Origin of the sequence: Micropruina sp. (assembly GCF_047606665.1) — a bacterium.
Lineage (GTDB): Bacteria > Actinomycetota > Actinomycetes > Propionibacteriales > Propionibacteriaceae > Micropruina.
The window spans coordinates 16,039-40,886 of the sequence record NZ_JASGEF010000035.1 but is presented as its reverse complement, the minus strand read 5'-3'; the positions used below and the strand labels follow the sequence as shown (position 1 = coordinate 40,886).

The 24,848-nt window shown below is 69.7% G+C and carries 26 protein-coding genes, 1 tRNA gene and 1 pseudogene; 13 read left to right on the top strand and 15 right to left on the bottom strand.

The window, feature by feature from the left end; genetic code table 11:
• Window positions 1-15: 15 nt before the first annotated feature.
• Both QM619_RS07805 and QM619_RS07800 read right to left on the bottom strand, forming a co-directional pair.
• Complete coding sequence (locus tag QM619_RS07805) at window positions 16-261, bottom strand: hypothetical protein (RefSeq protein ID WP_415106408.1); 246 nt, start codon at window positions 259-261, stop codon at window positions 16-18.
• A 36-nt stretch (window positions 262-297) separates the two neighbouring features.
• Window positions 298-402, bottom strand: a pseudogene (locus QM619_RS07800) (helix-turn-helix domain-containing protein); the annotation flags it as partial.
• A gap of 124 nt (window positions 403-526) precedes the next feature.
• On the opposite strand from QM619_RS07800, the gene QM619_RS07795 reads away from it, so the two are divergent.
• A complete protein-coding gene (locus QM619_RS07795; protein WP_415106405.1) occupies window positions 527-1,375 on the top strand; it encodes a hypothetical protein in 849 nt (282 codons plus the stop codon).
• A gap of 15 nt (window positions 1,376-1,390) precedes the next feature.
• On the opposite strand, the gene QM619_RS07790 is transcribed toward QM619_RS07795, so the two are convergent.
• The 4 genes from QM619_RS07790 to QM619_RS07775 all read right to left on the bottom strand — a co-directional run bounded on the left by QM619_RS07790 (window position 1,391) and on the right by QM619_RS07775 (window position 2,422).
• Window positions 1,391-1,678 carry a hypothetical protein gene (locus tag QM619_RS07790; RefSeq protein ID WP_415106402.1) on the bottom strand — a complete coding sequence of 96 codons (288 nt, stop codon included), beginning with the start codon at window positions 1,676-1,678 and terminating at the stop codon, window positions 1,391-1,393.
• Between the two features lie 32 nt (window positions 1,679-1,710).
• Window positions 1,711-1,902, bottom strand: coding sequence for a hypothetical protein (locus QM619_RS07785; protein ID WP_415106399.1), 192 nt, complete (start codon window positions 1,900-1,902; stop codon window positions 1,711-1,713).
• Window positions 1,903-2,186: 284 nt separating this feature from the next.
• On the bottom strand, window positions 2,187-2,342 hold the full coding sequence (locus QM619_RS07780; protein WP_415106396.1) for a helix-turn-helix domain-containing protein: 156 nt from the start codon (window positions 2,340-2,342) through the stop codon (window positions 2,187-2,189).
• 4 nt (window positions 2,343-2,346) lie between these two features.
• Window positions 2,347-2,422 (bottom strand) — tRNA-Pro (locus tag QM619_RS07775).
• Between the two features lie 115 nt (window positions 2,423-2,537).
• Between QM619_RS07775 and QM619_RS07770 the strand changes: the two genes are divergently transcribed.
• Complete coding sequence (locus QM619_RS07770) at window positions 2,538-4,601, top strand: S9 family peptidase (protein ID WP_415106393.1); 2,064 nt, start codon at window positions 2,538-2,540, stop codon at window positions 4,599-4,601.
• A gap of 16 nt (window positions 4,602-4,617) precedes the next feature.
• Here QM619_RS07770 and QM619_RS07765 read toward each other — a convergent pair whose 3' ends face one another.
• The 4 genes from QM619_RS07765 to QM619_RS07750 are packed head-to-tail and all read right to left on the bottom strand — an operon-like array spanning window position 4,618 to window position 8,033.
• Window positions 4,618-6,069 carry a hypothetical protein gene (locus QM619_RS07765; RefSeq protein ID WP_415106390.1) on the bottom strand — a complete coding sequence of 484 codons (1,452 nt, stop codon included), beginning with the start codon at window positions 6,067-6,069 and terminating at the stop codon, window positions 4,618-4,620.
• 13 nt (window positions 6,070-6,082) lie between these two features.
• Window positions 6,083-6,901, bottom strand: coding sequence for an Fpg/Nei family DNA glycosylase (locus tag QM619_RS07760; protein WP_415106387.1), 819 nt, complete (start codon window positions 6,899-6,901; stop codon window positions 6,083-6,085).
• A gap of 25 nt (window positions 6,902-6,926) precedes the next feature.
• On the bottom strand, window positions 6,927-7,382 hold the full coding sequence (locus QM619_RS07755) for a ribose-5-phosphate isomerase (RefSeq protein WP_415106384.1): 456 nt from the start codon (window positions 7,380-7,382) through the stop codon (window positions 6,927-6,929).
• Between the two features lie 51 nt (window positions 7,383-7,433).
• Window positions 7,434-8,033: a DsbA family protein gene (locus QM619_RS07750; RefSeq protein WP_415106381.1), complete on the bottom strand. Its 600-nt coding sequence runs from the start codon at window positions 8,031-8,033 to the stop codon at window positions 7,434-7,436.
• 229 nt (window positions 8,034-8,262) lie between these two features.
• On the opposite strand from QM619_RS07750, the gene QM619_RS07745 reads away from it, so the two are divergent.
• From QM619_RS07745 to pepN, 3 genes are all read left to right on the top strand, one after another.
• Window positions 8,263-8,529, top strand: coding sequence for a hypothetical protein (locus tag QM619_RS07745; protein ID WP_415106378.1), 267 nt, complete (start codon window positions 8,263-8,265; stop codon window positions 8,527-8,529).
• Window positions 8,530-8,580: 51 nt separating this feature from the next.
• The gene (locus QM619_RS07740; RefSeq protein ID WP_415106375.1) at window positions 8,581-10,002 is read left to right on the top strand and encodes an FGGY-family carbohydrate kinase; all 1,422 of its coding nucleotides are present in this window, start codon (window positions 8,581-8,583) and stop codon (window positions 10,000-10,002) included.
• A 122-nt stretch (window positions 10,003-10,124) separates the two neighbouring features.
• Window positions 10,125-12,680, top strand: coding sequence for an aminopeptidase N (gene pepN / locus QM619_RS07735; RefSeq protein ID WP_415106508.1), 2,556 nt, complete (start codon window positions 10,125-10,127; stop codon window positions 12,678-12,680).
• 54 nt (window positions 12,681-12,734) lie between these two features.
• Here the strand turns inward: pepN and QM619_RS07730 are convergent, their stop codons facing one another.
• On the bottom strand, window positions 12,735-12,923 hold the full coding sequence (locus QM619_RS07730) for a hypothetical protein (RefSeq protein WP_415106372.1): 189 nt from the start codon (window positions 12,921-12,923) through the stop codon (window positions 12,735-12,737).
• A 176-nt stretch (window positions 12,924-13,099) separates the two neighbouring features.
• On the opposite strand from QM619_RS07730, the gene pyrR reads away from it, so the two are divergent.
• Genes pyrR through QM619_RS07705 form a run of 5 tightly spaced genes read left to right on the top strand, consistent with a single transcriptional unit; the run spans window position 13,100 to window position 16,385 of the window.
• Entirely contained in the window at window positions 13,100-13,645 is a 546-nt protein-coding gene (gene pyrR, locus QM619_RS07725) for a bifunctional pyr operon transcriptional regulator/uracil phosphoribosyltransferase PyrR (protein WP_415106370.1), read from the top strand.
• Complete coding sequence (locus QM619_RS07720; RefSeq protein ID WP_415106367.1) at window positions 13,645-14,628, top strand: aspartate carbamoyltransferase catalytic subunit; 984 nt, start codon at window positions 13,645-13,647, stop codon at window positions 14,626-14,628. The genes pyrR and QM619_RS07720 overlap by 1 nt, the downstream gene beginning before the upstream one ends.
• Window positions 14,625-15,893 (top strand): dihydroorotase, encoded by a 1,269-nt coding sequence (locus tag QM619_RS07715; RefSeq protein ID WP_415106364.1) that lies wholly within the window; start codon window positions 14,625-14,627, stop codon window positions 15,891-15,893. The genes QM619_RS07720 and QM619_RS07715 overlap by 4 nt, the downstream gene beginning before the upstream one ends.
• Before the next feature lie 22 nt (window positions 15,894-15,915).
• Window positions 15,916-16,149 (top strand): ribbon-helix-helix protein, CopG family, encoded by a 234-nt coding sequence (locus QM619_RS07710; RefSeq protein WP_415106361.1) that lies wholly within the window; start codon window positions 15,916-15,918, stop codon window positions 16,147-16,149.
• Complete coding sequence (locus tag QM619_RS07705; protein WP_415106358.1) at window positions 16,146-16,385, top strand: hypothetical protein; 240 nt, start codon at window positions 16,146-16,148, stop codon at window positions 16,383-16,385. Before QM619_RS07710 ends, QM619_RS07705 begins: the two co-directional genes overlap by 4 nt.
• Here the strand turns inward: QM619_RS07705 and QM619_RS07700 are convergent.
• On the bottom strand, window positions 16,382-17,911 hold the full coding sequence (locus QM619_RS07700; RefSeq protein WP_415106355.1) for a gluconokinase: 1,530 nt from the start codon (window positions 17,909-17,911) through the stop codon (window positions 16,382-16,384). The two genes, QM619_RS07705 and QM619_RS07700, sit on opposite strands and share 4 nt — an antisense overlap.
• The gene (locus QM619_RS07695) at window positions 17,911-19,272 is read right to left on the bottom strand and encodes a mannitol dehydrogenase family protein (protein WP_415106352.1); all 1,362 of its coding nucleotides are present in this window, start codon (window positions 19,270-19,272) and stop codon (window positions 17,911-17,913) included. The genes QM619_RS07700 and QM619_RS07695 overlap by 1 nt, the downstream gene beginning before the upstream one ends.
• Before the next feature lie 202 nt (window positions 19,273-19,474).
• On the opposite strand from QM619_RS07695, the gene gndA reads away from it, so the two are divergent.
• Both gndA and QM619_RS07685 read left to right on the top strand, forming a co-directional pair.
• Window positions 19,475-20,923, top strand: a complete 1,449-nt coding sequence (gene gndA, locus QM619_RS07690) for an NADP-dependent phosphogluconate dehydrogenase (RefSeq protein ID WP_415106349.1) — start codon at window positions 19,475-19,477, stop codon at window positions 20,921-20,923.
• Between the two features lie 64 nt (window positions 20,924-20,987).
• Window positions 20,988-21,503: a hypothetical protein gene (locus QM619_RS07685; RefSeq protein WP_415106347.1), complete on the top strand. Its 516-nt coding sequence runs from the start codon at window positions 20,988-20,990 to the stop codon at window positions 21,501-21,503.
• A 53-nt stretch (window positions 21,504-21,556) separates the two neighbouring features.
• Here the strand turns inward: QM619_RS07685 and QM619_RS07680 are convergent, their stop codons facing one another.
• On the bottom strand, window positions 21,557-22,423 hold the full coding sequence (locus QM619_RS07680; RefSeq protein ID WP_415106344.1) for an acyl-CoA thioesterase: 867 nt from the start codon (window positions 22,421-22,423) through the stop codon (window positions 21,557-21,559).
• A complete protein-coding gene (locus QM619_RS07675) occupies window positions 22,420-24,237 on the bottom strand; it encodes an AMP-dependent synthetase/ligase (RefSeq protein ID WP_415106341.1) in 1,818 nt (605 codons plus the stop codon). Before QM619_RS07675 ends, QM619_RS07680 begins: the two co-directional genes overlap by 4 nt.
• Window positions 24,238-24,373: 136 nt before the next feature.
• Here QM619_RS07675 and QM619_RS07670 point away from each other — a divergent pair, with 136 nt between their 5' ends.
• Complete coding sequence (locus QM619_RS07670; RefSeq protein WP_415106338.1) at window positions 24,374-24,835, top strand: MarR family winged helix-turn-helix transcriptional regulator; 462 nt, start codon at window positions 24,374-24,376, stop codon at window positions 24,833-24,835.
• Window positions 24,836-24,848: the final 13 nt, after the last annotated feature.

Genomic DNA, 24,848 nt, shown 5'->3' with positions numbered 1-24,848 from the left:
TGGCCGTCACGTCGATCAGCGGCTGGGTACGTACAAATCGGCACGGTCGATCTTGTCGCCGAGCACCATGACGTCTATGTCGTTCTGAGCGTGACCAGCTTCCCCTGCATACCGTGCCGCCCATGACCCGAAGATCACCACCCGGTCGGCACCGGGGACGTCCGCGAACTCCTCCGCGATCACTTGACGGGGCCCGAAAGTCACCTCCAAGAGCCGCCCCAGCGACTCCGCCGCCGGATGGCCGAGGTTCGCACGAAGCATCCGATTCCGGCCCAGGACGGTCTCAGCGACCAGTCGGGATTCCACCAACCGCTCGGCTTCGCGATGGACCGTTGAGACCGACGCACCGACCCGCCGAGCCAGATCCGTGAGGCTGAACTCCTGACCGGGGTGAAGGTACAGCCAGGTGAGAAGCTCAGCCTCTGCGTGTCATCGAGGCCTAATCTGGAGCCACACCACCGTCCGCGACACGCATCTCACGAGGGAGGGCACCATGGCCGGAGCCCAACACCCTTCGGTGACGGGGATGGATGAACGCACGCTCGGACGCATCGACTTCATCCTCTTCGACGCCGACTACCGCGATGCCAAGGACGCCGTCGAGGATTCGTGGCGGGTCGCCGTGATGGCCTCCGATCCCCGCACTCGCGCGGCGCACGAACGCGTCCGTGCCGCAGCGGTCAGGGCGGCCAACGAACGCCGCGACCCCACCGCCCCACGTGCGCCCACCTCGACGACCGTGCACCGCGTAGCACTGGGAGTCGCGCTCCTCGCCGGCGTGGTGGCGATGGCCCTGCCGACCACCCCACACGGCAGCCCGCTCGCCGTCCGGGACGCCATGCTGCCCGCCGGCCTGCTCGCCGCCGTCGCGGTCGCGCTGTTGTGCTGGCTCGAGCCGCATCGCGCCAACGGATCGCTGTGGGGATCACGGGTACCCGCGGTGATCCATCTCACCTTCGGCGGAATGTGGATCCTGACCGCGGTGGCGGTGTTCATGCTCCGGTGGGACGAGGTCGGTACATTTTCGGCGCTACCGGCCATCTCAGGCCTCATCCTGCTCGCGAGCGCAGGCTTGGCGGCGCTCATCTTGTGCGGGTACGCGCACTGGGCCGACCGATCCGGACGTCAGACCGGCGTCGCCCGGATCACCGGCGACCTCCTCGATCAGCGAGACGCACCCGAGGTCTTCGACGCGCTCGACCGCTGGTGGTCAACCACCGGCCCGGACGCGATGCAGCACTCCGCGACCCGCGTCCGTGCCGTGCGGCGGGAGGTATTGGCGCGTCTGAAGGACGGCATGCTGATCACCGAACGCGACGAGCGCGTAGCGTGCTGGGCTCCCGATCCCGTGACGTGGGCCGAGCGTCGACGGTGACCGTCCTGAGGTCGATCACCCGCCGCCGACATGCACAACCTTGACATCGGTGCCGGCGGTCAGCAGCCGGAGGTCTGCCGGATCGCCGGTGACGATGACCGCCGGCTGAAGAGAGATGGCCACCGCGGCCACCACTGCGTCCACAGTGAGATCGCGCTTCTTGCGCCGTAGCGGCTCTGCGTGCTCACGCAGCACCCCGGCCCGTGCCGCCGCGAGCCGTTCCCGCATCGCCTGTTCGTTGCGGCTCGGGGCAGCCAATGCCTCGGTGTCCAAGACGACCGTGCGCGGGCGCGGACGGCTCACCGCATCTCGTCCATGTAGCGGGCCACATTGGCCTAGTCGACCGGGCCACCTTCGATTTCCAGCTCCTCAACCAGACTGGCGAGGTCGTCCAGTTCAAGCTGACGCCGCAATGCCTCGGTCACATACGCCGACACCTGACCGCGCGGCACCCGCTCGCGCACCGACTTCAGGACGTCGGAGGGAATCGTCCAGGACGCCTTCTGGTAGGTGACGTCGGTGCTCATGTGTCTGCCCTACCAGCAACCCGATTCCGCAGAGGCACTGCCAACCTGACGGGCAGCCAGGATGCGACGGAAGTGCACGGCATCGCGGTCCTGACTCATCGCCGGGTCGAGTTGGTCCAGTCCGGCTACGTCGCGAGCGGCGTCCACCGCAGCAGTGTAAGACCGCATGGCAGGGATTACTGCTGCGCGAACTGGCCTCTCCGAGCGAGAGCCCGCAGGCGGTCATCGCTCGGATTCGGGCCGACCTCGACGCGCTCGCCTCGTCGGTGGCTTGACGCGGACGCTCAGCTGAGCCAGAAGGGCCGCAGCATGGCGTCGACGTCCTCGGGGCGGACGCGGAGGATGCGACGTCCACTGGAGAAGACCGGCAGTTGACCGGACGCGATCCGGCGTCGAAGGGTCTTCCGGCTGATGCCCGTCCGCTCCGCCGCCTGGGGCACCCAATGGTCGGGGCGACAGGACTCGAACCTGCGATCTCCTGCTCCCAAAGCAGGCGCGCTAGCCACTACGCTACGCCCCGGTCGGCCGCCGCTCGCGCAGACGACCTCGTTGAGTGTAGGACAGCCGGACGGCGCCAGGGAAACCGGCCGCCCGTCCGCACAACCTCGTGGGCGTCCTCGTCTAGGGTCACTGGAATGGAATCACCCTTCCACGACATCGACGCCTACCTCGGTCTGCCTCGATGCTCGGGCCTCAGCCTGTCCCCGGACGGCACCCGTCTGGTCACCACGATCGCCACCCTGAACGCCAAGCGGACCCGCTACCGCAGCGCGCTCTGGCAGATCGACCCGACCGGCATCGAGCCGGCCCGGCGGCTCACCCGGTCCCGTCCGGGCGAGTCGTTGGCGACGTTCAGCGACCGCGGCGACCTGTTGTTCACGTCCAGCCGTCCCGATCCGGACGCCGATGAGGACGAGGACAGTCCCGCCGCGTTGTGGCTGCTGCCGGCGTCCGGCGGTGAGGCGGCTCTGATCGGCAACCGGCTGGGCGGCTACGACACGGTGCGCAGCCACGGCGATCGAGTCCTGGTCGCCGCGCCCCGCCTGGGCGCGTCCACCGACGAGGCGGACGACGACCGCCGTCGCAAGGAGCGCAAGGATCGGACGATCAGCGCCATCCTGCACGCCGGCTACCCGGTGCGGCATTGGGACCACGATCTCGGTCCGGGCGCCGTCCATCTGATGACCGCGACGCTGCCCACACCCGGCCCGGACGCCGGAACCGACCTCCCCCGCCTCGATCTGCGCGACCTGACGCCGACGGCGTCCGCCAATCAGCTGGAGGAGTTCACCTTGTCGCGCGACGGCAGCTTCGCCGTCGCCGTCGAATACGCGCCCAGCACCGCGACCGATCGTCGCAGCCGGCTGATCCGGATCGACCTCGACGACGGCAGCAGCACCGTCCTAGTCGACTATCCGGACGCCGACGCGCAGAATCCTGCCCTCTCCCCCGACGGCAGCCGGCTGTTGTTCACCCGGTCGCCGCTGACCAGCCCGGACCGCCCGGCTAGCCAAGAGCTGCGCCTGCTCGACCTGGCCACCGGCGACGACCGGCGGGTGGCAGCCGACTGGGACCGGTGGCCCACCGGTCAGGCTTGGCTGCCGGACGGCAGCGGCGTCGTCCTGACCGCCGACTCCGACGGACGTGGCCCGGCCTTCCTGCTCGACCTCGACACGGCCACGGTCACCCGGTTGACCAGCGACGATGCCACCTTCACCGACCCGCAGGTCTCGCCCGACGGACGCTGGCTGTACGCGCTCCGCACCTCGTACCTGGCGCCGGCCGAGGTCGTCCGGGTCGACCTGGACGCCGCCCGCCGCACCGGCGCGCCGGTGGCGTCCGAGCTGCTGAGGAACCCGGCGCCGGCCCCCGATCTGCCCGGCACGCTGACCGAAGTGACCACCACGGTCGCCGACGGCAGCACCGTCCGGGCTTGGCTGGCACTGCCGGCTGGGGCCGGTCCGGATGCGCCCGCTCCACTGCTGCTGTGGATCCACGGCGGCCCGCTGGGTTCGTGGAACGCCTGGAGTTGGCGCTGGTGCCCCTGGTTGCTGGTGGCCCAGGGCTATGCGGTGCTGCTGCCCGACCCGGCCCTCTCCACCGGATACGGCGAGGCGTTCATCGCCCGCGGCTGGGGACGGTGGGGCGCCGAGCCGTTCACCGACCTGATGGCGATCACCGACGCCGCTGTCGCCCGCGACGACATCGACGCCTCGCGCACAGGTGCGATGGGCGGATCGTTCGGCGGCTACATGGCGAACTGGGTGGCCGGCCACACCGACCGGTTCCGCGCGATCGTCACCCACGCCTCGCTGTGGAGCCTCGACCAGTTCGGACCGACCACCGACCACGCCTATTACTGGGCGCGCGAGGTGGGCGAGGTCATGCTGCGCGACCACTCGCCGCACGCGTTCATCGAACAGATCCGCACCCCGATGCTGGTCGTCCACGGCGACCGCGACTACCGGGTGCCGATCGGCGAGGGGCTACGGCTGTGGTGGGAGCTGCTCTCCCGTTCCCGATTGGCCATGGACGCCGACGGCCGGACCCCGCATCGCTTCCTGTACTTCCCCGACGAGAACCATTGGGTGCTCAGCCCGCAGCACGCGGCCATCTGGTACGGCACGGTGTCGGCGTTCCTCGCCGAGCATGTCCTCGGCGAAGCCAAGCCCTATCCGGAACTGTTGAGCGGCGACTGAAGGGGCGGCCGGCAGCTCAGACCAGCGACTGGCCCAGCGCCAGCCAGGCCAGCACGGCCAGGTCGTCCGGTTTCCTGAAATCGGACGCCGCAACGGCGGCCAGCAGTCGGCGCGAGTTCTTCGTCGCGCAGGCCGCGGCCGGCTGGGCCATCGGCCACTCCTCGGGATACAGCTGCAGCAGCCCCACCAGCTGGGCCTGCCGGACGGCGTCCAACCCGACGGGTTCGCCGGGTAGATCGCCGCCGAGCGCGTTGATCAGTCCCGCGAACGACCCGCCGGAGACCTCCTGGCTGCGCAGGTTCAGCACGTTCAACTCCAACGCCACCCATGGCGAGACGCTCGGACGCGACAGCAACCCGAGAGCCTCTTGCCGGGCGTCCTCGCCCAGCGCGAGGCTGGCCAGCCAGGCCGCCATCACCACCCGGCCGTAGCCGGGCTGCGGGTGCATCATGCCCAGCCGACGCAACGCCGTCCGGACCATCCGGGCGTTGCCGGACCGCTGGCCCCGGACGATGCCCGTGGCGATCGCCAGCAGATCGGCGTCCTGACTCCAGTCCCGGTCGTCCAGCAGTCGCTCGGCCGCGGACGGCTGGCTGATCAGCGCCCGGCCCAGCGCCTCGGCCACCACGAACGCCCCGGCCGGCGTGACCGGCGCGCCACTGCGCAACACCCAGGACGCGCCCGCCGCCAGCACCGTGTCGAGCATCGGCGCGAACGAGACGGTGAGCGAGGTCAGGCCGCGCGGCGAGTGGACCGTCACGCCGGCCCGGCCCGGCTCGCCGATCACCTGGACGGCGTCCCCTTCCGTGCGGGTGCTGGCGGGCGGGGTGACGACCAGGGCATGGTCGGGCTCGCGGAACTCCCACGGCTGTCCGGCGCTCAACTCCAGCGGCGCCAGCCAGGCAGGTAGTCGGGCGCCGATGGCGTCCATGGACGGGTACAGCTCGGCGCGCAACGTGCCGACCCAGCGGCGTCCGGACGGCAGCACGAGATCGGGAGGCGCCAGCGCGAAGCCGTCACCGGCGTCCTGCAGCCACCCCTGGATCAGCCGCAGCCCGACCACCGGTGCCGGACGTCCGGAGGGGGCGATCGCGATCAGCCCCTCGGCGCCCGCCGCCCATGCCCACGCCACGCAACCCGAGGCCGGCTGGACCGAGAGTCGCGGCGGCTCGGGAAGAGAACCGCCCAGCGCGCCTGCTTGGGGAGCAGGAGATCGCGAGTCCCCTTGTACCGGATCACCGGCGCGCAACGCCCACCGCACCGTCCAGGCCTCGGCCGAGGTGTGCCGAACGGAGCAACTCGCGTCCCCGAGGGTGAAGCCGTGCTCGACCTCGTCGGCGTCGTCGGTGAATCGACCGGCGGGCGTCAGGCCGTGGAGTTCGAAGTCGGCCCAGACGTCGTCGCCGTGCAGCAGCGTGAAGCCGGTGCCGTCGGCTCGGACCCCGACACTGAACGCTCCCCAGCGCATCAGCCGGAACCCGTCAGCGCCGCCGCTGGCAGCGCGGACACCAATAGAGGTTGCGCCCCTCCAGCACCTGGGTGCGCACCGGCGTCCCGCAGACCAGGCACGGCAACCCGGCCCGGCGATACACGTAGACCTCGCCGCCGTGCCGGTCGACCCGCGGTTCCCGGCCCATCGCCTCGGGCAGGTGTTCGTCGCGGACGGTGTCGATCCGGCCGTCCCGCACCCCGAGCCGCAGCAGCACAACCAGGTCGGCCCAGATCGCGTTCCAGGTCCGGCGCGAGAGCGTCTTACCCTCCTTGAACGGGTTGATCCGATGCCGGAACAGCACCTCGGCGCGATAGATGTTGCCGACCCCGGCGGTCACCGACTGATCCATCAGCAGCGAGGCGACGGTGCGTCCCGAGCGAGAGATCTTGGCCCATGCCTTCTCGCCGGTGCATTCCGGCCGGATCGGGTCGTCCCCTGCCTTGGCCATCACCTCGGCACGGGCTTCGTCGGTGATCAGCCGGCACCATTGCGGACCGCGCAGTTCGGCGCGGTAGACGTCCCGCGCGATCAGCAGGCGCAACGTGTCCGGGCCGGCCGGCGAGGTGGGCGGAGCGTCCAGCAGCCACAGCTTGCCGATCAGCCCCAGATGAATGTGCACCACCCGGTCCGGACCGAAGTCGACGAACAGGTGCTTGCCATAGGCCTCGGCGGCGTTCAGCACCCCGCCGTCCAGCAGCGCGGCCTCGTCGGCGAACCGGCCCTGCGGACTGCTCACCCGCACCGTCCGCCCGCCGAACCATTCGGTCAGCCCATCGGCGAGCCGATGGATCACGTGCCCCTCGGGCATAGCCTCTCTCCCGCTCGGACGCCGGTCAGCGGGCGTGCTGGGCTTCGTACTCGTCGAGCATGGCAAGCCGGCGCGCATGGCGCGGGTCGCCCGAGAACGGCGTCTCGAGGAAGACCGTCACCATCTCCAGGGCATCGCTCAGCGACTGCATGCGTCCGCCCAGGGCGACGATCCGAGCGTCGTTGTGTTCCCTGGCGAGCCGGGCCGTCATCGTGTTGTACGCCAGCCCGGCGCGCACGCCCTTCACCTTGTTGGCCGCGATCTGTTCGCCGTTGCCGGAGCCGCCCAGGACGATGCCGCGGCTCTCCGGGTCGGCCGCCACCGCCTCGGCACAGGGCAGCACGAAGGCCGGATAGTCGTCGGACGCGTCATAGGAATGCGCGCCGTGATCGATGATCTCGTAGCCGGCGCCGGACAGTTCCTTGGCCAGGAACTCCTTCAGGTCGTAGGCCGCATGGTCGGCCGCGATGTGCACGCGCATGCCGCCCAACATAGCCAACTCCCTAGCCGGGTGGATATCGACGTCCGGTGATCAGTCGAAGATCGGTCCGACGGTGCGGGTCCGCTTGGCCTCGAAGAAGCCGGGGTAGGCGGTCAGCTTGGCGAAGCCGTCGAACAGGTCGCCCGCCTGCTCACCCTTGGGCGCCGGGGAGATCACCGGCCCGAACAGCGCCATGCCGTTCATATGGATCACCGGGGTGCCGACCTCGTCGCCGACCGGGTCCATGCCCTCGTGGTGCGAGCGGACGAGCTCGTCGTCGGCGGCATCGGTGTGACCGGCCTCGATCAGCGACACCGGCAGCCCGGCCGTGGCCAGCGCCTCGGCGACCGTGTCGTCGGAGAGGTCCCGGCCGCCCGGATGCAGCAGCGTGCCGATCGCCGTGTAGTAGTCGCGCAGCTTCTCCGGGTAGTCCCGCTGGACGGCCAGCGCGACCCGTGCCGGCGGACGGGCCAGATCCATCATCTGGCGGTATTCCTCCGGCAGGTCACGCTCCTCGTTGAGCACCGAAAGGCTCATCACATGGAAGTACACCTCCACATCGCGTACCTTCTCGACCTCGAGGAGCCACCGGGAGGTCATCCAGGCCCACGGGCACGCCGAGTCGAACCACATGTCCACACGTTGCGTCATGGGCACACGGTAGTGCGCACGGCCGCCGCCCTCCTCGCCCGCTCGCTGGCTGAGTCCCGCGGGCCTCCTCTACTCGCAGGAAGTCTGAAATCGACCCAACTACGTCACCGGCCCGCTCACAAAACGGGTCTCCCAAAGTGCTTTCTAGGTATGAAGGTCATCTCAGACCCTCATCACGGGCGCGGCCGCTGCCCGCCTGCGCTGGTGGCCGGAGTGCCCGCTCGACACGGTGTCCGCCGCTGTGAAAGACAGGGTGAAGGCGCCGACGCCCGGCTACCTGTGGGAGCGGCGCACCATCCCCGACGATCTGATCGTCGATCGGGCCCAGTTGCGGATAGCCAGTCCCGCGGTATCGGCGCTCGACCTCATCCCCACGCTGGGCGGCCAGGTGATCGACGAAGCATTGCGGCGCAGAGCCGTCGACCTGGCGGCACTGCGGAAGGGTTGCCTCAGCCGAGGGGCAAACCTCTCAACTCTGGGGTCGATTTCAGACTGACTGCCAGATGCCCGACTGGCCGACGCCAGGAACTCCCGCGACGATGGGTGCATGACCGCGGCTGTCGGGATCGACATCGGCACCAGCAACACCAAAGTCGTCCGGGTGGAGCGGGGTGTCGGCACCACTGTGCTGAACCGCGCCACGCCGGCCGGCCTCGATGACCTGCTGGCGCTGGTGGTCGCCGGGCTTCGGGTGGCCACCGAGGCCGGTTCGGTCGATGCGGTCGGCGTCGCCTCGATGGCCGAATCCGGCTACCCGCTCGATGCCGACGGCCGAGCCCTCACCCCGTTGCTGTCCTGGCGGGACGGCCGCGACGTCATCGAGATTCGCAGCCTGGCCGACCGGTTGGGCGCCGACGCGCTGTTCGAGGCGACCGGCGTCCGGCCGGGACCCAAGCCGTCCCTGGCGGTCTGGCTGTGGCTACGGGCTATGCACCCGGACACGTTCGCCGCGATGCACCGCTGGGCCGGGGTCGCCGACGCCGTCCACCTCGCCCTCACCGGTGAGCTTCGCACCGACCACACCCTTGCCGGGCGCACCCTGGCGTACCGACTGCCGCCCGCCGGCGAGCGGCTCGCCGGCAGCTTCGACGCCGACCTGTTGACCGAGGCCGGGCTCCGCCCTGACCGGCTCGCCCGCGTCGGTCTGATCGGCGATCCTCCGTCACGGGTGCGGCCCGAGGTAGCAGCGGAGACCGGGCTGCGAGCCGGCACCCCCGTGGTCGTTGCCGGGCACGATCATCAGGTCGCCGCGTGGGCGTCCGGCGTCCGTGACATCGGCCAGGTCGCCGACTCGGTGGGCACCGCCGAGGCGATGCTCAACCTGGTCGGCCGGGTGCCCGATCGGGCGGCCGTCCGGCGCCAGGGGATGAGCGTGGTCCGGACGGTCGACGGCAGCACCGAGGCGCTGCTGGCCGGCACCGGCAGCGCCGGCGGATTCCTGCAATGGCTCGCCGACCGGCATGCCGACGGCGAGGTGTCCGACCTGCTCGCCCTCGATTCCGCGGGAAAAGACGCCCTGGCCGGCGGCGGCTGGTTGCTGCCCTACCCGGCCGGACGCCAGTGCCCCGAGCCTGACCCCGCCATCGGCGTCCGGCTCGTCGGGCCGCCGCCGGCACACCTTGGGGTGGCCGCATTGGAGGCGGTCAGCTACCAAGCGCAATGGGTGCTCGACAGCCAGGCGGCCCTGTCGAGACGCCGCACCGCCCAGCTCAGCCTCAGCGGACGCCCGCTGCATCGAAGCCCCTTGTGGGCGGGGATCCGGGCGACCCTGACCGACGCCGCAACCACCCTGACCACGGTTGCCGAACCCGTCGCCAGCGGCGCAGCACTCCTGGCCCTCCACCGGGCCGGCCTCGGTGACGAAGCACCGTTGCTGTCGCAGCAGGTGCAACCCGTGGACGGCCTCGGCGACCGCTACCGGGAACGGCTGCGGGACTTCATCGCCTCGGCTCGGCAACCGGGGCCCTAGATCGGCTGACCGGCCCGCCGCGAGCCCGGCGCCATGCCGCGGCCGCCACCCGAACCACTGCCCCCGCGCCACAGACCTGGAGTACTGTGACCGAGGCGCGCGACTTCCACCCCTGGAGGACCATGTACCCGGCCAACATCACCCGCGACGAAGCCAGTGCCCGCTCGCGGCTGCTGACCACCCACCGCTACCAGATCACGGTCGACCTGACCGGCTCTCCCAGCACGTTCACCTCGACGTCGACGATCGCGTTCAGTTCGCTGACCGGCGCGACCTTCGTCGACCTGATCGCCGATTCGATCATCGAGGCGAGCCTGGACGGCGCACCCCTCGACACCTCGGGCTTCAACGGCGAACGCCTCGCCTTCGAGGTCTCCGACGGCAATCACGTGCTCGCTATCACGGCAGCCTGCCGTTACAGCAACACCGGCGAGGGCCTGCATCGGTTCGTCGACCCGGTCGATTCGCGGGTGTACTGCTACACCCAGCTGGAGGTCGCGGACGCCCGGCGCGTCTACGCCTGCTTCGACCAGCCGGACCTGAAAGCGTCCTTCGAGTTCGCGGTGCTCGCCCCCGCGCATTGGACGGTGCTGTCGAACTCGCCCGAAGTTCAGCCCGCCGTCGCCGGCGAGTTGGGCCGCTGGGAGTTCGCCCCGACCCCGCCGATCTCCACCTACATCACGGCGTTGATCGCCGGCGAGTACCACACGGTGCGCACCGTCTACGACGGCCGCGAGGCCGAGATCCCGTTCTCGCTGTCCTGCCGGGCGTCGATGGCCGAGCACCTGGACGTCGATCGGCTGTTCGCGACCACCTCGCGCGGCTTCGACGTCTTCGAGGAGCATTTCGGCGAGCCGTACCCGTTCACCGACTACGCCCAGGTGTTCGTGCCCGAGTTCAACGCCGGCGCGATGGAGAACGCCGGCTGCGTCACCATCCGCGACGAATATCTGTACCGGTCGCGGGTGACCTCGGCCGCCTACGAGGCACGGGACAACACGATCCTGCACGAGCTGGCCCACATGTGGTTCGGCGATCTGGTCACCATGACCTGGTGGGACGACCTGTGGCTGAACGAGTCGTTCGCCGAATGGGCTTCCCACTTCGCCCAGGACGAGATTCGCAAGCGGCACGGCGGCGACGACCCCTGGGCCACCTTCTGCAATCAGCGCAAGACCTGGGCCTACCGGCAGGACCAGCTGCCGTCCACCCACCCGATCGCCGCCGACATGGTCGACCTGGAGGCGGTCGAGCTCAACTTCGACGGCATCACCTACGCCAAGGGCGCCTCCGCGCTGCGCCAGCTGGTGGCCTTCGTGGGGCTGGGGCCGTTCCTGGCCGGCGTCCGGACCTATTTCGGACGGCACGCCTGGGGCAACACGCAGCTGACCGACCTGCTGCGGGCGCTGGAGGAGGCGTCCGGACGCGACTTGTCCTTCTTCACCGGGCAGTGGCTGCAGACGGCCGGCGTGAACACGCTGACCAGCGAATACGAGATCGACGAGCGGGGACGGTTCTCCCGGTTCACCGTCGTCCAGCACGCCACCGAGCAGTGGCCGACGCTGCGCCGGCACCGGATCGGAGTCGGCTGCTACGACCCCACCGATGACGGCATCGAGCACGTGCACCGGGTCGAGCTCGACATCGACGGCGAGCGCACCGAGGTGCCGGCCCTGGTCGGCGTCCCGGCGCCGGCGGTGGTGCTGCTCAACGACGGCGACCTGTCGTACGCGAAGATCCGGATCGATCGCGGGCTGGACGTCGTAGTGGCCCGGATCCACGAGTTCCTCGATCCGGTCGCGCGTGCCCTGCTCTGGGGATCGACCTGGGACATGTGCCGGGACGCGCAGCTGCCAGCGTCCGACTACGTCGACCTGGTGACTCGCGGGGTGGCGGTCGAGACCGACCTGACCGCGGTGACCGCGGTGCTCGCGCAGGCCGAGACGGCGGTGCGCTACTACACGCCGCGGGCCGCGCGGCCCGCGTTGGCGACCCGGTGGACGGCCGGGCTGGTGCGGCTGCTGAAGGACGCCGAACCTGGCTCCGACCACCAGTTGGCGATCGTCCGGGCACTGGCCACCTCGCTCGGCACACCGGCCGGGGCGGACCTGCTGCGCGCCTGGCTGGCCGGCGAGGAGGTGCCCGAGGGGCTGGTCGTGGACGCCGATCTGCGCTGGCGGTTCGTCACTCAACTGGCCCAGCTGGGCGGATTGGACGATGACGAGATCGCCGCCGAACTGGCCCGCGACAACACCGCCACCGGAGCCGAGAAGGCCGCGGGTGCACGGGCGGTGCGTCCGGACGCCGACGCGAAGGCCGAGGCCTGGCGGCTGGCGATCGAGGACGCCTCGGTGCCGAACGCGACGCACACCCAGATCTGCGTGCACTTCTGGGCGCAGAACCAGGAGGCGGTGCTGCGGCCCTACGTGGACGCCTGGTTCGAGGTGATGGCCGACATCGCCGCGCAGCGCAACCGCTGGGGCCAGCGGTCGTTGGCGATCCGCAAGAACATCGGTGAACTGCTCTTCCCGCGGCCCTTCGGCGACCGGGCGCTGGTGGCGCGGATCGATGAGTGGATGGCGACCACCGAGCTCACCGACTCGGTGCGCCGGATGGTCAGCGAGCGGCGGGACGACGTGGAGCGCGCCCTGCGCTGCCAGGAGGCGGCTGCGAGTTGACCGCTGCGAAACCCGTCCAGGCGGTGTGCCTGAACGGGGAACTGGCGCCGTGGCTCAGGAGTCCTTGCGGACGATTTCCCGTGCGCGATCGGCCCCGAACCAGCTGGGCGCCATGCCCAGGATGAGAATCACCGCCGCGATGGCCGCCGGGACGCCGAGCAGCACCGTCAACGATTCGATGACGGTGGGATCGGCCACCTCGGGCCAGCCCGGCAGGGTCTTGAGCGGGATCAGTCCGAACATGGAGACAGGGTATTGCACGACGTCCGCCGCGTCACGACCTGGATCGCGGGATTCTTTCGCGCGGCCGCAGGTCGGGTGGGCGCGGCCGCAGCGTCCGCCGCGCGCTCGATAGAGTGTCCCGCGGGCCGTTTCGGCGTCCGAGCCGGCCCGCAGCCAACCCTTACAGGAGCATTCGCGTGACCAAGAAACCCGCCCACTTCGCGTGGGACGGCCATCACATCGCACGCGCCGTGGCCAGGATGGCCCACCAGATCGTCGAGGCCAACGCCGGCAGCGAGGACCTGGTGCTGCTGGGCATCCCGACCCGCGGCGTGCTGCTCGCCCGGCGGCTGGCCGACGCGATCCGCAGCATCGAGGGCGTGGATGTCGGGGTGGGCGAGCTCGACGTCACCATGTACCGCGACGATCTGCGCCGGCAGCCGACCCGCGCGGTCGGCCGCACCACGATCCCGCGCTCGATCGACGATCTGACCGTGGTGCTGGTCGATGACGTGCTGTTCACCGGACGCACCATCGCCGCTTCGCTGGACGCCCTGAAAGAGGTCGGACGCCCCCGCATCGTCCAGCTCGCGGTGCTGATCGACCGCGGCCACCGGCAGCTGCCGATCCAGGCCGACCATGTCGGCAAGCAGGTGCAGGTACCGCCCGACGCGCGGGTCAACGTCCGGCTCGCCGAGATCGATGAGGCCGATGCGGTCACGATCAGCCTGGTGGAGGTCTGATGCGACATCTGTTGAGCGCCGGCGATCTGAGCCTGGCCGAGATCACCTCGATCTTGAACACCGCCGAAGAGATGCACACCATCCAGTCCCGGCCGATCAAGAAGCTGCCGACACTGCGCGGCCGCACCGTGATCAACATGTTCTTCGAGGACTCCACCCGCACCCGGACCAGCTTCGAGATGGCCGGCAAATGGATGTCCGCCGACACCATCAACGTCACCGGCAAGGGCTCGTCCACCTCCAAGGGCGAGTCGCTGCGGGACACCATGCTCACTCTGGACGCGATGGGCACCGACTGCTTCGTGATCCGGCACGGCTCTTCCGGCGCGGTCGCCCAGGCGTCCGGCTGGGTGAAGGCGCATGTGGTGAACGCCGGCGACGGCACCCACGAGCATCCGACCCAGGCCCTGCTGGACGCGTTCACCATGCGGAGGCACTTCCGCGCTCGCGCGGAGAATGGGCAGAGCCGCGCTCGCGCGGAGAATGGGCAGAGCCGAGGCTTGGGCGAGGAGTCGTTCGAGGGCAAGACGATCGCCATCGTCGGCGATCTGCTGCACAGCCGGGTGGTCCGTTCCAACGTGCTGCTGCAGCGCACCCTGGGCTCGAAGGTGATCCTGGTCGCTCCCCCGACCTTGCTGCCGACCGGGGTCGACCAGTGGGGTTGCGAGGTGACCGACGACTTCGACGCGGCACTCGAGGCGTCCGATGTGGTGATGATGCTGCGGGTCCAGCGGGAGCGGATGCACGGCGGCTTCTTCCCCACGGCTAGGGAGTACACCGAGCTGTACGGGCTCACCCCTGAGCGGTTGGCCCGGCTGCGGCCGGGCGCGGCGATCTGTCACCCGGGCCCGATGAACCGCGGCCTGGAGATCTCGTCCGAGGCGGCCGACGCCGCCAATTCGTTGATCCTCGACCAGGTCACCGCCGGTGTCTCGGTGAGGATGAGCGTGCTGTACCACCTGCTGGGAGGAAGCCCCGAATGAGAGACCTGCTGATCACCGGGGCCGCCCTGGCCGACGGCACAACCGGTGACCTGGGCGTGCGAGACGGGGTGTTCGTGCCGGCCGGCGACGTGACCGACGCCGAGCGGATCGACGCCGACGGGCTGCTGGCCCTGCCCGGACTGGTCGACTCGCACACCCACCTGCGCGAGCCCGGACGCGAGGACGCCGAGACCATCGCCACCGGCACCTTGGCCGCTGCCCGCGGCGGCTACACCGCCGTCCATGCCATGGCGAACCTGGATCCGGTGACCGATTCAGCCGAGGCGGCCGAGTACCTGAAGGCGCTGGCCGGACGCACCGCGAGCGCCGAGGTGATCGTGGTCGGGTCGGTGACCAAAGGCCTGGCCGGCGAGGAACTGTCCGAGATGGGGCTGATGAACCGCTCCTCCGCCGGCGTCCGGATGTTCTCCGACGACGGCAAATGCGTGATGGACTCGCTGGTGATGCGCCGCGCGCTCACCTACGCGAAGACCTTCGACGGAGTGATCGCCCAGCACGCCCAGGACGCCCGGCTGGCCGGCACCGGGGCCTGCTGCCACGAGTCCGAGATCTCCGGACGGTTGGGGCTACCCGGCTGGCCCGCGCAGGCCGAGTCGGCGATCATCGCCCGCGACGTCGAGCTGGCGCAGCTCGCCGGGGGCCGGTTGCACGTCTGCCACGTCTCCACCGCCGAGGGCGTGGAGGTGATCCGCTGGGCGAAGGCCCGCGGGGTGAACGTGACCGCCGAGGTGACCCCGCACCACCTCTACCTGGCCACCCGCGAGGTGGAGAGCTACGACACCACCTTCAAGGTGAACCCGCCGCTGCGCACCGACGAGCACATTAAGGCGGTCCGCGAGGCGCTGGCCGACGGCACCATCGACATGGTCGGCACCGACCACGCCCCGCACGCCCGGCAGGACAAGGACCACCCCTTCGACATCGCGCTGCCCGGCATGCTCGGCCTGGAGCAGTCGCTGGCAGTGGTGCTCGAGGTGATGATCAACACCGGACGCCTGGACTGGCCCACCCTGGTGGAACGGATGTCCTACGCCCCGGCCCGGCTCTCCCGGACCACGACCCAGGGCCGCCCGATAGCCGTCGGCGAACCCGCCAACCTGGTGCTGGTCGACCCGTCCGCCCGTGCCGTGGTCGATCGGGACGCATCGGCGTCCAAGTCGCGCAACAACCCGTACCACGGCCGCGAACTCCCCGACCCGGTCATCGCCACGATCTGGGCCGGACGCCTCACCTACCGCCGCTGAATTTTCGTTATACACTTTTCCTGTGGTGAGTGAGGAACAGATCCGGCAGTGGGCTGACGAGGCCGAGGCCGGCTATGACGTTGCGGAGTTGAAGCGGCGCGGACGCGGACGTCCCGGCCGCGGGGCCGAACCGATGCAGGTAGTCGCGGTGCGGCTCACGGCCGAAGAGTTGGAGGCATTGGACGCCGCGGCCGCCCGGCACCAGGTGAGCCGTTCAGAGGCGATCAGGGCAGCGCTGAGCCACTACGCGGCGTGAAAGTTCATTCCAGTGCACTCAAGCATGGTGTACCAACTGACGACGTCGTTCAAGCCGCCATGTGGCCGCTGTGGGTCGAGCCGTTGGACGACGACGAGCCCCGCCGCGAGTCGCGTCTCGGCTTCAATACCCACGCACGCCTGCTCGAGACGATAGTGCTGATCTTCGAGAGCGGCGATGAACTGGTCATCCATGCCATGCCCGCCCGCAGGCAGTACTGGGAACTCCTCCCCTAGGAGAACAGGGTGCGGACCTCGTCGTAGCGGGCCAACAGCGCGGGGATGCCGGCGCGAATGGCACGGTAGGCGGCGACATCGTCCGGATCGGGGACCAGTTCGTCCGAACCGGCATCGGGATCGGCGCCCAGCGCGATCAACGCCTCGCGCAGGGACGCCGCCTCGCCCAGTCCGTACAGCGCCAGTGCGGCCGCGCCGAGCGCGGTGCCGTCCGCCCCGTCGGTGACCACCAGCGGACGGCCGAGGGCGGCCGACAGCACCTCGCGCCAGACCGGCGAGCGGAATACTCCTCCGGTGGCCCGGATCTGCCGGATCGGGCTCACCCGGTCGAGTTCGTCGACGATTGTCGAGAGCATCAGCGCGACCCCCTCGACGGCGGCGCGGACGAAGTGTTCCCGCCCGTGACTACGCCGGACGCCCAGGAAGGCGCCGGGAATGGTCGGGTTCCACAGCGGCGCCCGTTCGGCCATGAGGAACGGCAGCGCCACCAGTCCTTCCGCCCCGATCGGAATGTCGCGGGCCAGGTCGAGCAGCATGCCATCGGGGTTGCCGCCGGGCTCGTCGGCGAAGTCGACGCCGAACACGTCCCCGCCCCAGCGCACCACGATGCCTCCGTTGCTGATCGCACCCCCGATCACCCAGGCGTCGTCGGCCAGGTTGTAGCAGAACAGCTTGCCGGCCTCGTCGACGTACGGCCGTTCGGTGACCATCCGGACCGCGCCGGAGGTGCCCAGCGACAGCCCGACCACGCCGGGTTCGAGCGCACCGACGCCTAGGTTGCCCAGCGGTCCGTCGCCGGCGCCGAGCACGACACGGACGCCGTCCGGCAACCCGAGCTCGACGAGCAGCTCGGCGCGCACCGGCAGCGCCTCGGTGGTAGGCCGCACCGGCGGCAACTGATCGCGCCGGACGCCCGCGACCTGCAACGCCTCCTCGCTCCAGTCCCGGGTGTTCACGTCGAGCAGCCCGGTGCCGGAGGCGTGGGACACCTCGGTGACCAGTTCCCCGGTCAACTGCAGCAGGATGTAGTCCTTCAGCCCCACCCACCACCGCACCGACGCCGCCGTCTCCGGGTCCTCCTCGGCGAACCAGATCAGTTTGGTCAAGTGCGACATCGAATGGATCGGGGTGCCGGACGTCCGATGCAGCCGGCGTCCAAGCTCGGTACCGCGCAGCTGCATCGCCTGCGCCGCCGCACGGGAATCGGCCCAGGTCAGCAGCGGGGTGAGCGGACGGCGGTCGGCGTCCAGCCCGATCAGGCCGTGCAGCGCCGTCGACACCCCGATGCCGACCACCGGGGCCGATCCGCACGCCTCGGCGATCTCGACCAGTCCCTCGCGCAAGGCCCGCCACATCACCTCAGGTTCCTGCTCCTCCCAGCCGGGCCGGGGCTGCTGCAGCGGATACTCGTTGTCGGCACTGGCCCGCCATTCACCGCCCAGCGCGAACGCCGAGACCTTGGCGGCGGTGGTGCCGACATCGAGACCGATCACCACGCGTGCATCGTGCGGCGCCTGCGCCATCATCAGCCCTCCATTCTTCCGGCCAGAGCCAGGATGCTGGCTCGGGAATCGCGATCGGTGATCTCCAGGAACTCGCAGACCCGGTTCACGGAGCGTCCCAGGGTGCCCTCGCCGAGGGCACGGATGGTGTCGCCGCCGGCATCGTTGAACGGCGTGCCGTTGCCGCGCAGATGCAGCGTCCAGGCCGCTACCGCCCGCTCGGCGCCCAGCGGGCTGTTGCCCGCCGCACGATCGGCCAGCAGCGCCGGCACGATCCGGACCGGCACCTTCTGCGATCCGTCCGCGGCGATCCGGCTTAGCCGGTTCCGCATCCGCGGGTTCCCGAATCGGGCCAGCAGGGCCGTCCGGTAGTCGGTCACGGCGTCCTCATCGAGCGACAGCTGTCGTTGCGCGACGTCCCACCATTCCTCCACCCAGCCCCGGACGACGGGGTCGGCGATCGCGTCGGCGACGGTCTGATGACCTCGGATGGTGCCGGCGTAGGCCATCAGCGACTGGGCGCCGTTGCGCAGCCAGAGTCGCCGCAATTCGTACGGGACAAGGTCATCGACGACCTCGGCACCGGCGCTTTCCCAGTCCGGACGCGGCCCGCGGAACTCGCCGGCGAGCACCCATTCGCTGAACGGCTCAGTGGCCAGCGCAGCCTGATCGTCGACACCTCGCTCGTCCAGCACGGCTTGCCGGACGGCGTCAGAGGCGCGCGGGGTGATCCGGTCCACGATGGTCGTGACGAAACCCACCTCGTGCTCCAGGTAGCCGACCAGATCGGGCGCGGCGCGGCGGGCCAGACCGCCGAGGACGACCGACAGCACGGTGCCGTTATCGGGCATGTTGTCGCAGCTGACCAGGGTGATCGGCCCGGCACCGGCGCGGCGGCGTTCGATCAGGCCGGCGACCAGCTTGCCGGGGGCGGTCCGGACGGCGTGCAGATTGCCCGCCTCGATGGCGGCCACATCGGCAGCGACGTCGTCGTTCTCCAGATCGATCCGGCCCAACTCGCTGTGCCGGTAGCCGGCCTCGGTGATGGTCAGGGTGACGACGGTCACCTGCGGGTCGGCCAGGTAGTTCAGCAGCGCATCCACATCGGTACCGCTGTGGGTCTCGGCGATCGAACTGACCACCCGGTAGTCGTTGCGCTCCGGACCGACGCCGACCAGGGTGTACAGGTTCTCCTGCCTGGCCAGCTCGGAGTTGATGCCTTTCGAACGGCCCGAGAAGGCGGCGATGCCCCACCGATCGGCGTCCGCCGCACGGTCGGTGTACCAGGCCTGGTGCGACCGGAAGAAGTCACCGAGGCCGAGATGCACGATCCGCACCGGCGGTGCCGGACGTCCGTCCTGTGCTCGGGAGAGTCGACGGGCCACGATGCCTGCCTTTCTACTTGGCCGGGCTGCCGATCCTAGTGCCGCCAACCGACATTCCTTCCGCGCAAGAGCGGTGCGAGTCCCGCCTGTCAACCACAGGGTTGCGAAACAACCTGTCCACGGCGGGGTTCGCAACGCCTTCCGAAGGTGCTGGTTCTGGTGAAATGATCGCTGAGAACTCCCCCGAGCAGTGAGGAAGCAGATGAGCGACAAGACGGGCAGCGCACAGATCGGCGTGGTGGGCATGGCGGTGATGGGGTCGAACCTGGCACGCAACTTCGCCAGCAAGGGCTTCAAGACCGCGATCTTCAACCGCACCTACGCCAAGACCGAGGCGGTGGTGGCGGCACACCCGGAGGCGGGCTTCATCGCGTCCGAGACGGTCGAAGAGTTCGTCGACTCGTTGGAGAAGCCGCGCCGGATCCTGATCATGGTCAAGGCGGGCCCGGCCACCGACGCCACCATCGACTCGCTGCTGCCGCACCTCGACCAGGGTGACATCATTGTGGACGGCGGCAACACCCACTTCCCGGATACCCGGCGCCGGGAGAAGCGGATCTCCGAGTTGGGCTTCAACTTCATCGGCTGCGGCATCTCCGGCGGCGAGACCGGCGCCCTGCTCGGTCCAGCGATGATGCCGGGCGGCCCGAAGGACTCCTACGCGCACATCGGTCCGATCCTGGAGAAGATCTCGGCCCAGTACGACGGCGAGCCGTGCTGCACCTGGATCGGTCAGGACGGCGCCGGCCACTTCGTGAAGATGATCCACAACGGCATCGAATATGCCGACATGCAGTTCATCGGTGAGGCCTACGACCTGCTCAAGGGCGCCGGTCTGTCCGCCGCCGAGGCCGCGGACGTCTTCGCCCAGTGGAACACCGGTGACCTGGACTCGTACCTGATCGAGATCACCGCCGAGGTGCTGCGTCAGGTGGACGCCGCGACCGGCAAGCCGTTGGTCGACGTCGTCGTGGACGCCGCCGGCATGAAGGGCACCGGCACCTGGACGGTGCAGTCGTCGCTCGACCTCGGCGTCCCGGCCGCCGCGATCGCCGAGGCCGTGTTCGCCCGCGCCGCGTCCGGCAGCACGTCGCTGCGCGCCGCCGCCCGCGCCGCACTGCAGGGCCCGGACGGCAAGATCGCCGTCGACGACCGGGAGGCGTTCATCGCCGACGTCCGGCAGGCGCTGTGGTGCGCCAAGGTGATCGCGTACGCCCAGGGCCTGCACCTGATCAAGGTCGGCGGCGAGGAATACGGCTGGGACATCGACGTGGCCGCCTGCGCCCGGATCTGGCGGGCCGGCTGCATCATCCGGGCGAAGCTGCTCGACCGCATCTCGAACGAGTATGCGGCCGGCAACCTGGAGACCCTGCTCGAGGCGCCGTCGATCAGCGCCGAACTCGGCGCCAGCAACGGCGCCTGGCGTCGGGTGGTGGCTCGGGCGTCCGAGGCCGGCGTCCCGATCCCCGGCTTCAGCTCGGCACTGTCGTACTACGACCTGGTCCGCGCCGACCGCACCAACGCCGCACTCACCCAGGGCCTGCGGGACTTCTTCGGTTCGCACACCTACAGGCGGATCGACAAGGAAGGCACCTTCCACACGCTGTGGTCGGGCGACCGCTCCGAGATCGAGGCGGAAGACACCCACTGAGGCTCACGGCCTACGCACATATGCCCCCTGGTGACCGTGCGCGTGCGTTCGCTAGCGTGCGCGCATGGTCGGGGGAACTCGCGGCGCGCTGGCGGCATTCGCGGCCGTGTGGATATTCGCGCTGGCAGCTTGTGGCGGCCTCGGCGCCCGTGTCGGCGGCTGGGCAGATGATGTTGCCCGCGCGGCTGCAGCATCGAGGGACGACGTGGAGCGGGTCGCCTCGTGGGAAGCCAGCCGGACCGGGCGCTCTGCCGATGAGGTAGGCCGAGGATGGCTGGCGAAGCCGGTGCTCAACGCTCAGACACTACGCACGCGCTACGAGTCGATCCCCGCAGGGGCACGAGGTGCGGCATGCGATCTGGTCGGCTCGATTCTCAGTGACATCCTCGCGAAGAAGGAGAGTTTGGGCTGGGGGATGGTCACCAAGAACGCCATCCAGGCCGTGGCCGGAATGAACCCGACCGCCGGTCAGCGGGCACTGGCCGAGGATCTTCGCGCTGCGGTGGACAAAGCCGTCAACGGCAACCCGGATGTCCTGGCGCTCCTCGTGGCAAAGACCGCAGCCTGCTCTCTCGCATAGGAATTCCGGCGGCCCGCCGCAAGCCACGGGTCGTCGCTGCGGTCACCGCGGACTCAAACAGGCTCAGCCGGCCAGGTCTCCAGCCCATGCCGAAGATCGTCGGGGACCGGGATCGGACGTCCTGACCGGTCTCCGCAGACCAGGACGCTGCGGGCGCGGGCGTGCACGGTGCCGGCCAGTGGGTCGGTGACCTCGGCGACCAACGTCATGGACGTGCGACCGATCTCGGCCACCGCGACCCGGCTCTGATACGGCTCCAACCGGTGGTCGAGTTGGGCCAGGTAGTCGACATCCTGGCGCACCACCATCCACAGGTATCCGGCCCCGCCGGCGGCCGACATCCGGTTGCCGGCCGGATCGGCCTCGCTGGACATGTGCACCCGCGCCTCGGCGACGAAGTCGAAGAAGCGGACGTTGTTGACGTGGCCGTACGCGTCCAGGTCGGTCCACCGGACGGTGAGCGGCGCGGTGTGCGCTCGCTCCCCCGGACGCCAGCTGCCGAGCGGACGCAGCGGCTCCAGCGGACCGCTGTGGTCGGTGAACCAGGCCCGTTCGTCCGGCGTCATCCGGCGTGGGCGTCCGGTGCCGAAATCGAAGACGCACAGCAGGGTGCGGGCCCGCGCGGCCACCACTCCGCCCTGCACCACCTGATAGCCGATGGTGAATCGGGACGCCCCCACGTCACCGACCCAGAGCCGCACCTCGACAGGCTCGTTGCGGAACTCGACGGGCGCCAGGTATTCGACCTGGTGGCCGACCACCAGAGTGCCGTTGCCGAGCAGCGCGGCGTTGGCACCTTCCAGCAGGAAGCGGACGCGGGCCTCTTGCAGGTAGTCGGCGATGATCGCGTTGTTGACGTGGCCCTGGGCGTCGAGGTCGACCCAACGCAGCGGGACCTCGATGACCGCGGCAGGTTTCACTCGTCGCCCGGTTCGCGCTCGTACATCGAGTCGATATCGTCGGCGAAGCGCTTGGCGATCGCTGCGCGGCGAATCTTCATGCTCGGCGTCACTTCGCCATCGTCCACGCTGAACTCCTGCGGCAGGATGACGAACTTCTTGACCGTCTCCCAGCGTTCCAAGGTGGCGTTGGCGCGCTGGACGAACTCCTCGACGGCCTCGCGGGTCTTGTCGCTGGCGACGATCTCGGCGTAGTCGGCGTCGGCCATGCCGTTCACGTCGGCCCACCGTTTGACGTTGTCGGCGTCCAGGGTGAGCAGCGCCGAGATGTACTTGCGGCCTTCGCCGACCACCACCGCCTGGCTGACGAACGGGATGGCGGCGACCAGGGCACCCTCCACCTTCTGTGGCGCCACATATTTTCCGCCGGAGGTCTTCATCAGATCCTTCTTGCGGTCGGTCAAGGTGAGGTTGCCGCCGGCGTCCAATACGCCGACGTCACCGGTGTGGAACCATCCGTCGACGATCGCCTCGGCGGTCAGGTCATCGGCATGGTGGTAGCCGAGCATCACGCCGGGTCCACGCAGCAGCACTTCGCCGTCGTCGGCGATCTGCACCTCGGTGCCGGGCGCGACCCGTCCGACACTGCCGAAGCGCGGTTCGGTGGGCATGTTCACGAACGAGAACGCCGTGGTCTCGGTCAGTCCGTAGCCCTCGATGACGATCAGGCCGGCGGAGTAGAACCAGCCCTGCACCTTCTCGTTCAGCTTCGCCGAGCCGGACACCATGAACTTCATCCGGCCGCCCAGCCGTTCGCGCAGCTTGTGGAAGACCAGTCGGTCGGCCACCGCGTACTGCACGCTGAGAAGCGGCGGCAGCGGACGTCCGGCCAACCGGTAGGGGTGGCTGTTCTTGCCAACGCCGAACGCCCAGCGGGCGATCCGACCCTTCAGCCCGGTCGAGTTGGACGACAGCACGGTGGCGCGCACCTTCTCGAAGATCCGCGGCGCCCCGCACATGAAGGTCGGTTTGGTGACCCCCAGGTTGGCCACGATCCGGTCGACCCGGCCGTCCACCGCCGAGGCGAATCCGATCGCCAGCTGGATGGCGAGCAGGCATTTGCCGAACACGTGCGAGAGCGGCAGCCACAGGTATTGCAGGTCGTTGAAGTCGATGAGTTCCAGCTTCTCGACCGCGAAACCCTCGTAGATCCAGTTGCGCTGGGCCAGTTCGACACCCTTGGGGCGTCCGGTGGTGCCCGAGGTGTAGATCAGGGTGGCCAGGCTCTCCAGCCCGACGCCTTCGCGGGCGGCGTCCACGCAGCCGGGTTCGTCGCGCAGCCGCTGCTTGCCGCGCCCGATCAGCTGCCGCCACGACAGCGTCTTCTCTCCGTCGCCCTCGCCGTCGAGCAGGACCACGGCCCGGACCTGCGACGCCTCGCCGAGTTTCGCGGCCTGGTCGGCGTTCTCGGCCACCAGCACCTGGGAGGCGGAATGGCCGACGATGTACTGAAAATCGTCGGGCGCGGTGTTGGGATAGATGGTCGTGGTCGCGGCCCCGATCGCCCCGATCGCCAGATCGGTCAGGATCCATTCCAGCCGCGTGGTGGCCGCGATCGCGACCCGCTCTTGCTGGCCGACCCCGAGGGTCAGCAGGCCCGCGGCGACGTCGTGCACCCGCTGCCTGGTCTGCGCCCAGGTCAGGGACTGCCAGACGTCGTTGGCGTCGGGGTAGCGGAAGGCTTCGGTGTTCGGTGTCTGTTCCACGCGCCAGTCCAACAGCGCGCCCACCGAGGTGGGCTTGTCCCGCAAGATGGCGTCGGCTTGGGCGTTCATCTCACTCCTGTCTGACCTCGGCGTCGGTGCCGAATTCCGGCCCATTCTAGATGCGACACACTCAACGCGGCGGGAGCGCGCGCGGAGTCTCGACCGGTTCGATTTACGGTTCAACGATCGATGTTAGAATGCCGCCGTGACCGCGACCGCGCAGACCGTTCAATGGCTGACCGCCGATCAGCAGACGATCTGGCGCACCTTTCTGGCCGGTGTCAGCCGCATCAACGAGCGCCTCGACACGGAATTGCGGCCGTTCGGGCTCGATCTCGGCGAGTACGAGATCTTGGTGAATCTCTCCGAGGCCGACCAACTGGAAATGCGGATGTCCGAACTGGCCGAACGCGTACGGCAGTCTCGCTCGCGCCTCACCCACACGGTCGCCCGGATGGAGGCCAAGGGCCTGATTCTGCGCAAGAGCTGCCCGCATGATCGCCGCGGCGTGATCGCGGTGCTCACCGCGACCGGGCTGAACCTGCTGCAGACCGCCGCACCGAACCATGTCGCCTCGGTGCGCGCCGCCCTGGTCGACGTCGTCGAACCAGCCGACTACGAGGCTCTCGGTCGCGCCATGAACGCCGTCATCGACGCAGCCGAATAGGGCGGTGCCCGCG

Bases quoted from the DNA above. Each gene is read 5' to 3' on its own strand.
- QM619_RS07805 (WP_415106408.1), bottom strand. From the start codon at position 261: ATGCTTCGTGCGAACCTCGGCCATCCGGCGGCGGAGTCGCTGGGGCGG.
- QM619_RS07795 (WP_415106405.1), top strand. From the start codon at position 527: ATGGATGAACGCACGCTCGGACGCATCGACTTCATCCTCTTCGACGCC.
- QM619_RS07785 (WP_415106399.1), bottom strand. From the start codon at position 1,902: ATGAGCACCGACGTCACCTACCAGAAGGCGTCCTGGACGATTCCCTCC.
- QM619_RS07770 (WP_415106393.1), top strand. From the start codon at position 2,538: ATGGAATCACCCTTCCACGACATCGACGCCTACCTCGGTCTGCCTCGA.
- QM619_RS07765 (WP_415106390.1), bottom strand. From the start codon at position 6,069: ATGCGCTGGGGAGCGTTCAGTGTCGGGGTCCGAGCCGACGGCACCGGC.
- QM619_RS07760 (WP_415106387.1), bottom strand. From the start codon at position 6,901: ATGCCCGAGGGGCACGTGATCCATCGGCTCGCCGATGGGCTGACCGAA.
- QM619_RS07755 (WP_415106384.1), bottom strand. From the start codon at position 7,382: ATGCGCGTGCACATCGCGGCCGACCATGCGGCCTACGACCTGAAGGAG.
- QM619_RS07750 (WP_415106381.1), bottom strand. From the start codon at position 8,033: ATGACGCAACGTGTGGACATGTGGTTCGACTCGGCGTGCCCGTGGGCC.
- QM619_RS07740 (WP_415106375.1), top strand. From the start codon at position 8,581: ATGACCGCGGCTGTCGGGATCGACATCGGCACCAGCAACACCAAAGTC.
- pepN (WP_415106508.1), top strand. From the start codon at position 10,125: ATGTACCCGGCCAACATCACCCGCGACGAAGCCAGTGCCCGCTCGCGG.
- QM619_RS07730 (WP_415106372.1), bottom strand. From the start codon at position 12,923: ATGTTCGGACTGATCCCGCTCAAGACCCTGCCGGGCTGGCCCGAGGTG.
- QM619_RS07720 (WP_415106367.1), top strand. From the start codon at position 13,645: ATGCGACATCTGTTGAGCGCCGGCGATCTGAGCCTGGCCGAGATCACC.
- QM619_RS07715 (WP_415106364.1), top strand. From the start codon at position 14,625: ATGAGAGACCTGCTGATCACCGGGGCCGCCCTGGCCGACGGCACAACC.
- QM619_RS07700 (WP_415106355.1), bottom strand. From the start codon at position 17,911: ATGATGGCGCAGGCGCCGCACGATGCACGCGTGGTGATCGGTCTCGAT.
- gndA (WP_415106349.1), top strand. From the start codon at position 19,475: ATGAGCGACAAGACGGGCAGCGCACAGATCGGCGTGGTGGGCATGGCG.
- QM619_RS07685 (WP_415106347.1), top strand. From the start codon at position 20,988: ATGGTCGGGGGAACTCGCGGCGCGCTGGCGGCATTCGCGGCCGTGTGG.
- QM619_RS07675 (WP_415106341.1), bottom strand. From the start codon at position 24,237: ATGAACGCCCAAGCCGACGCCATCTTGCGGGACAAGCCCACCTCGGTG.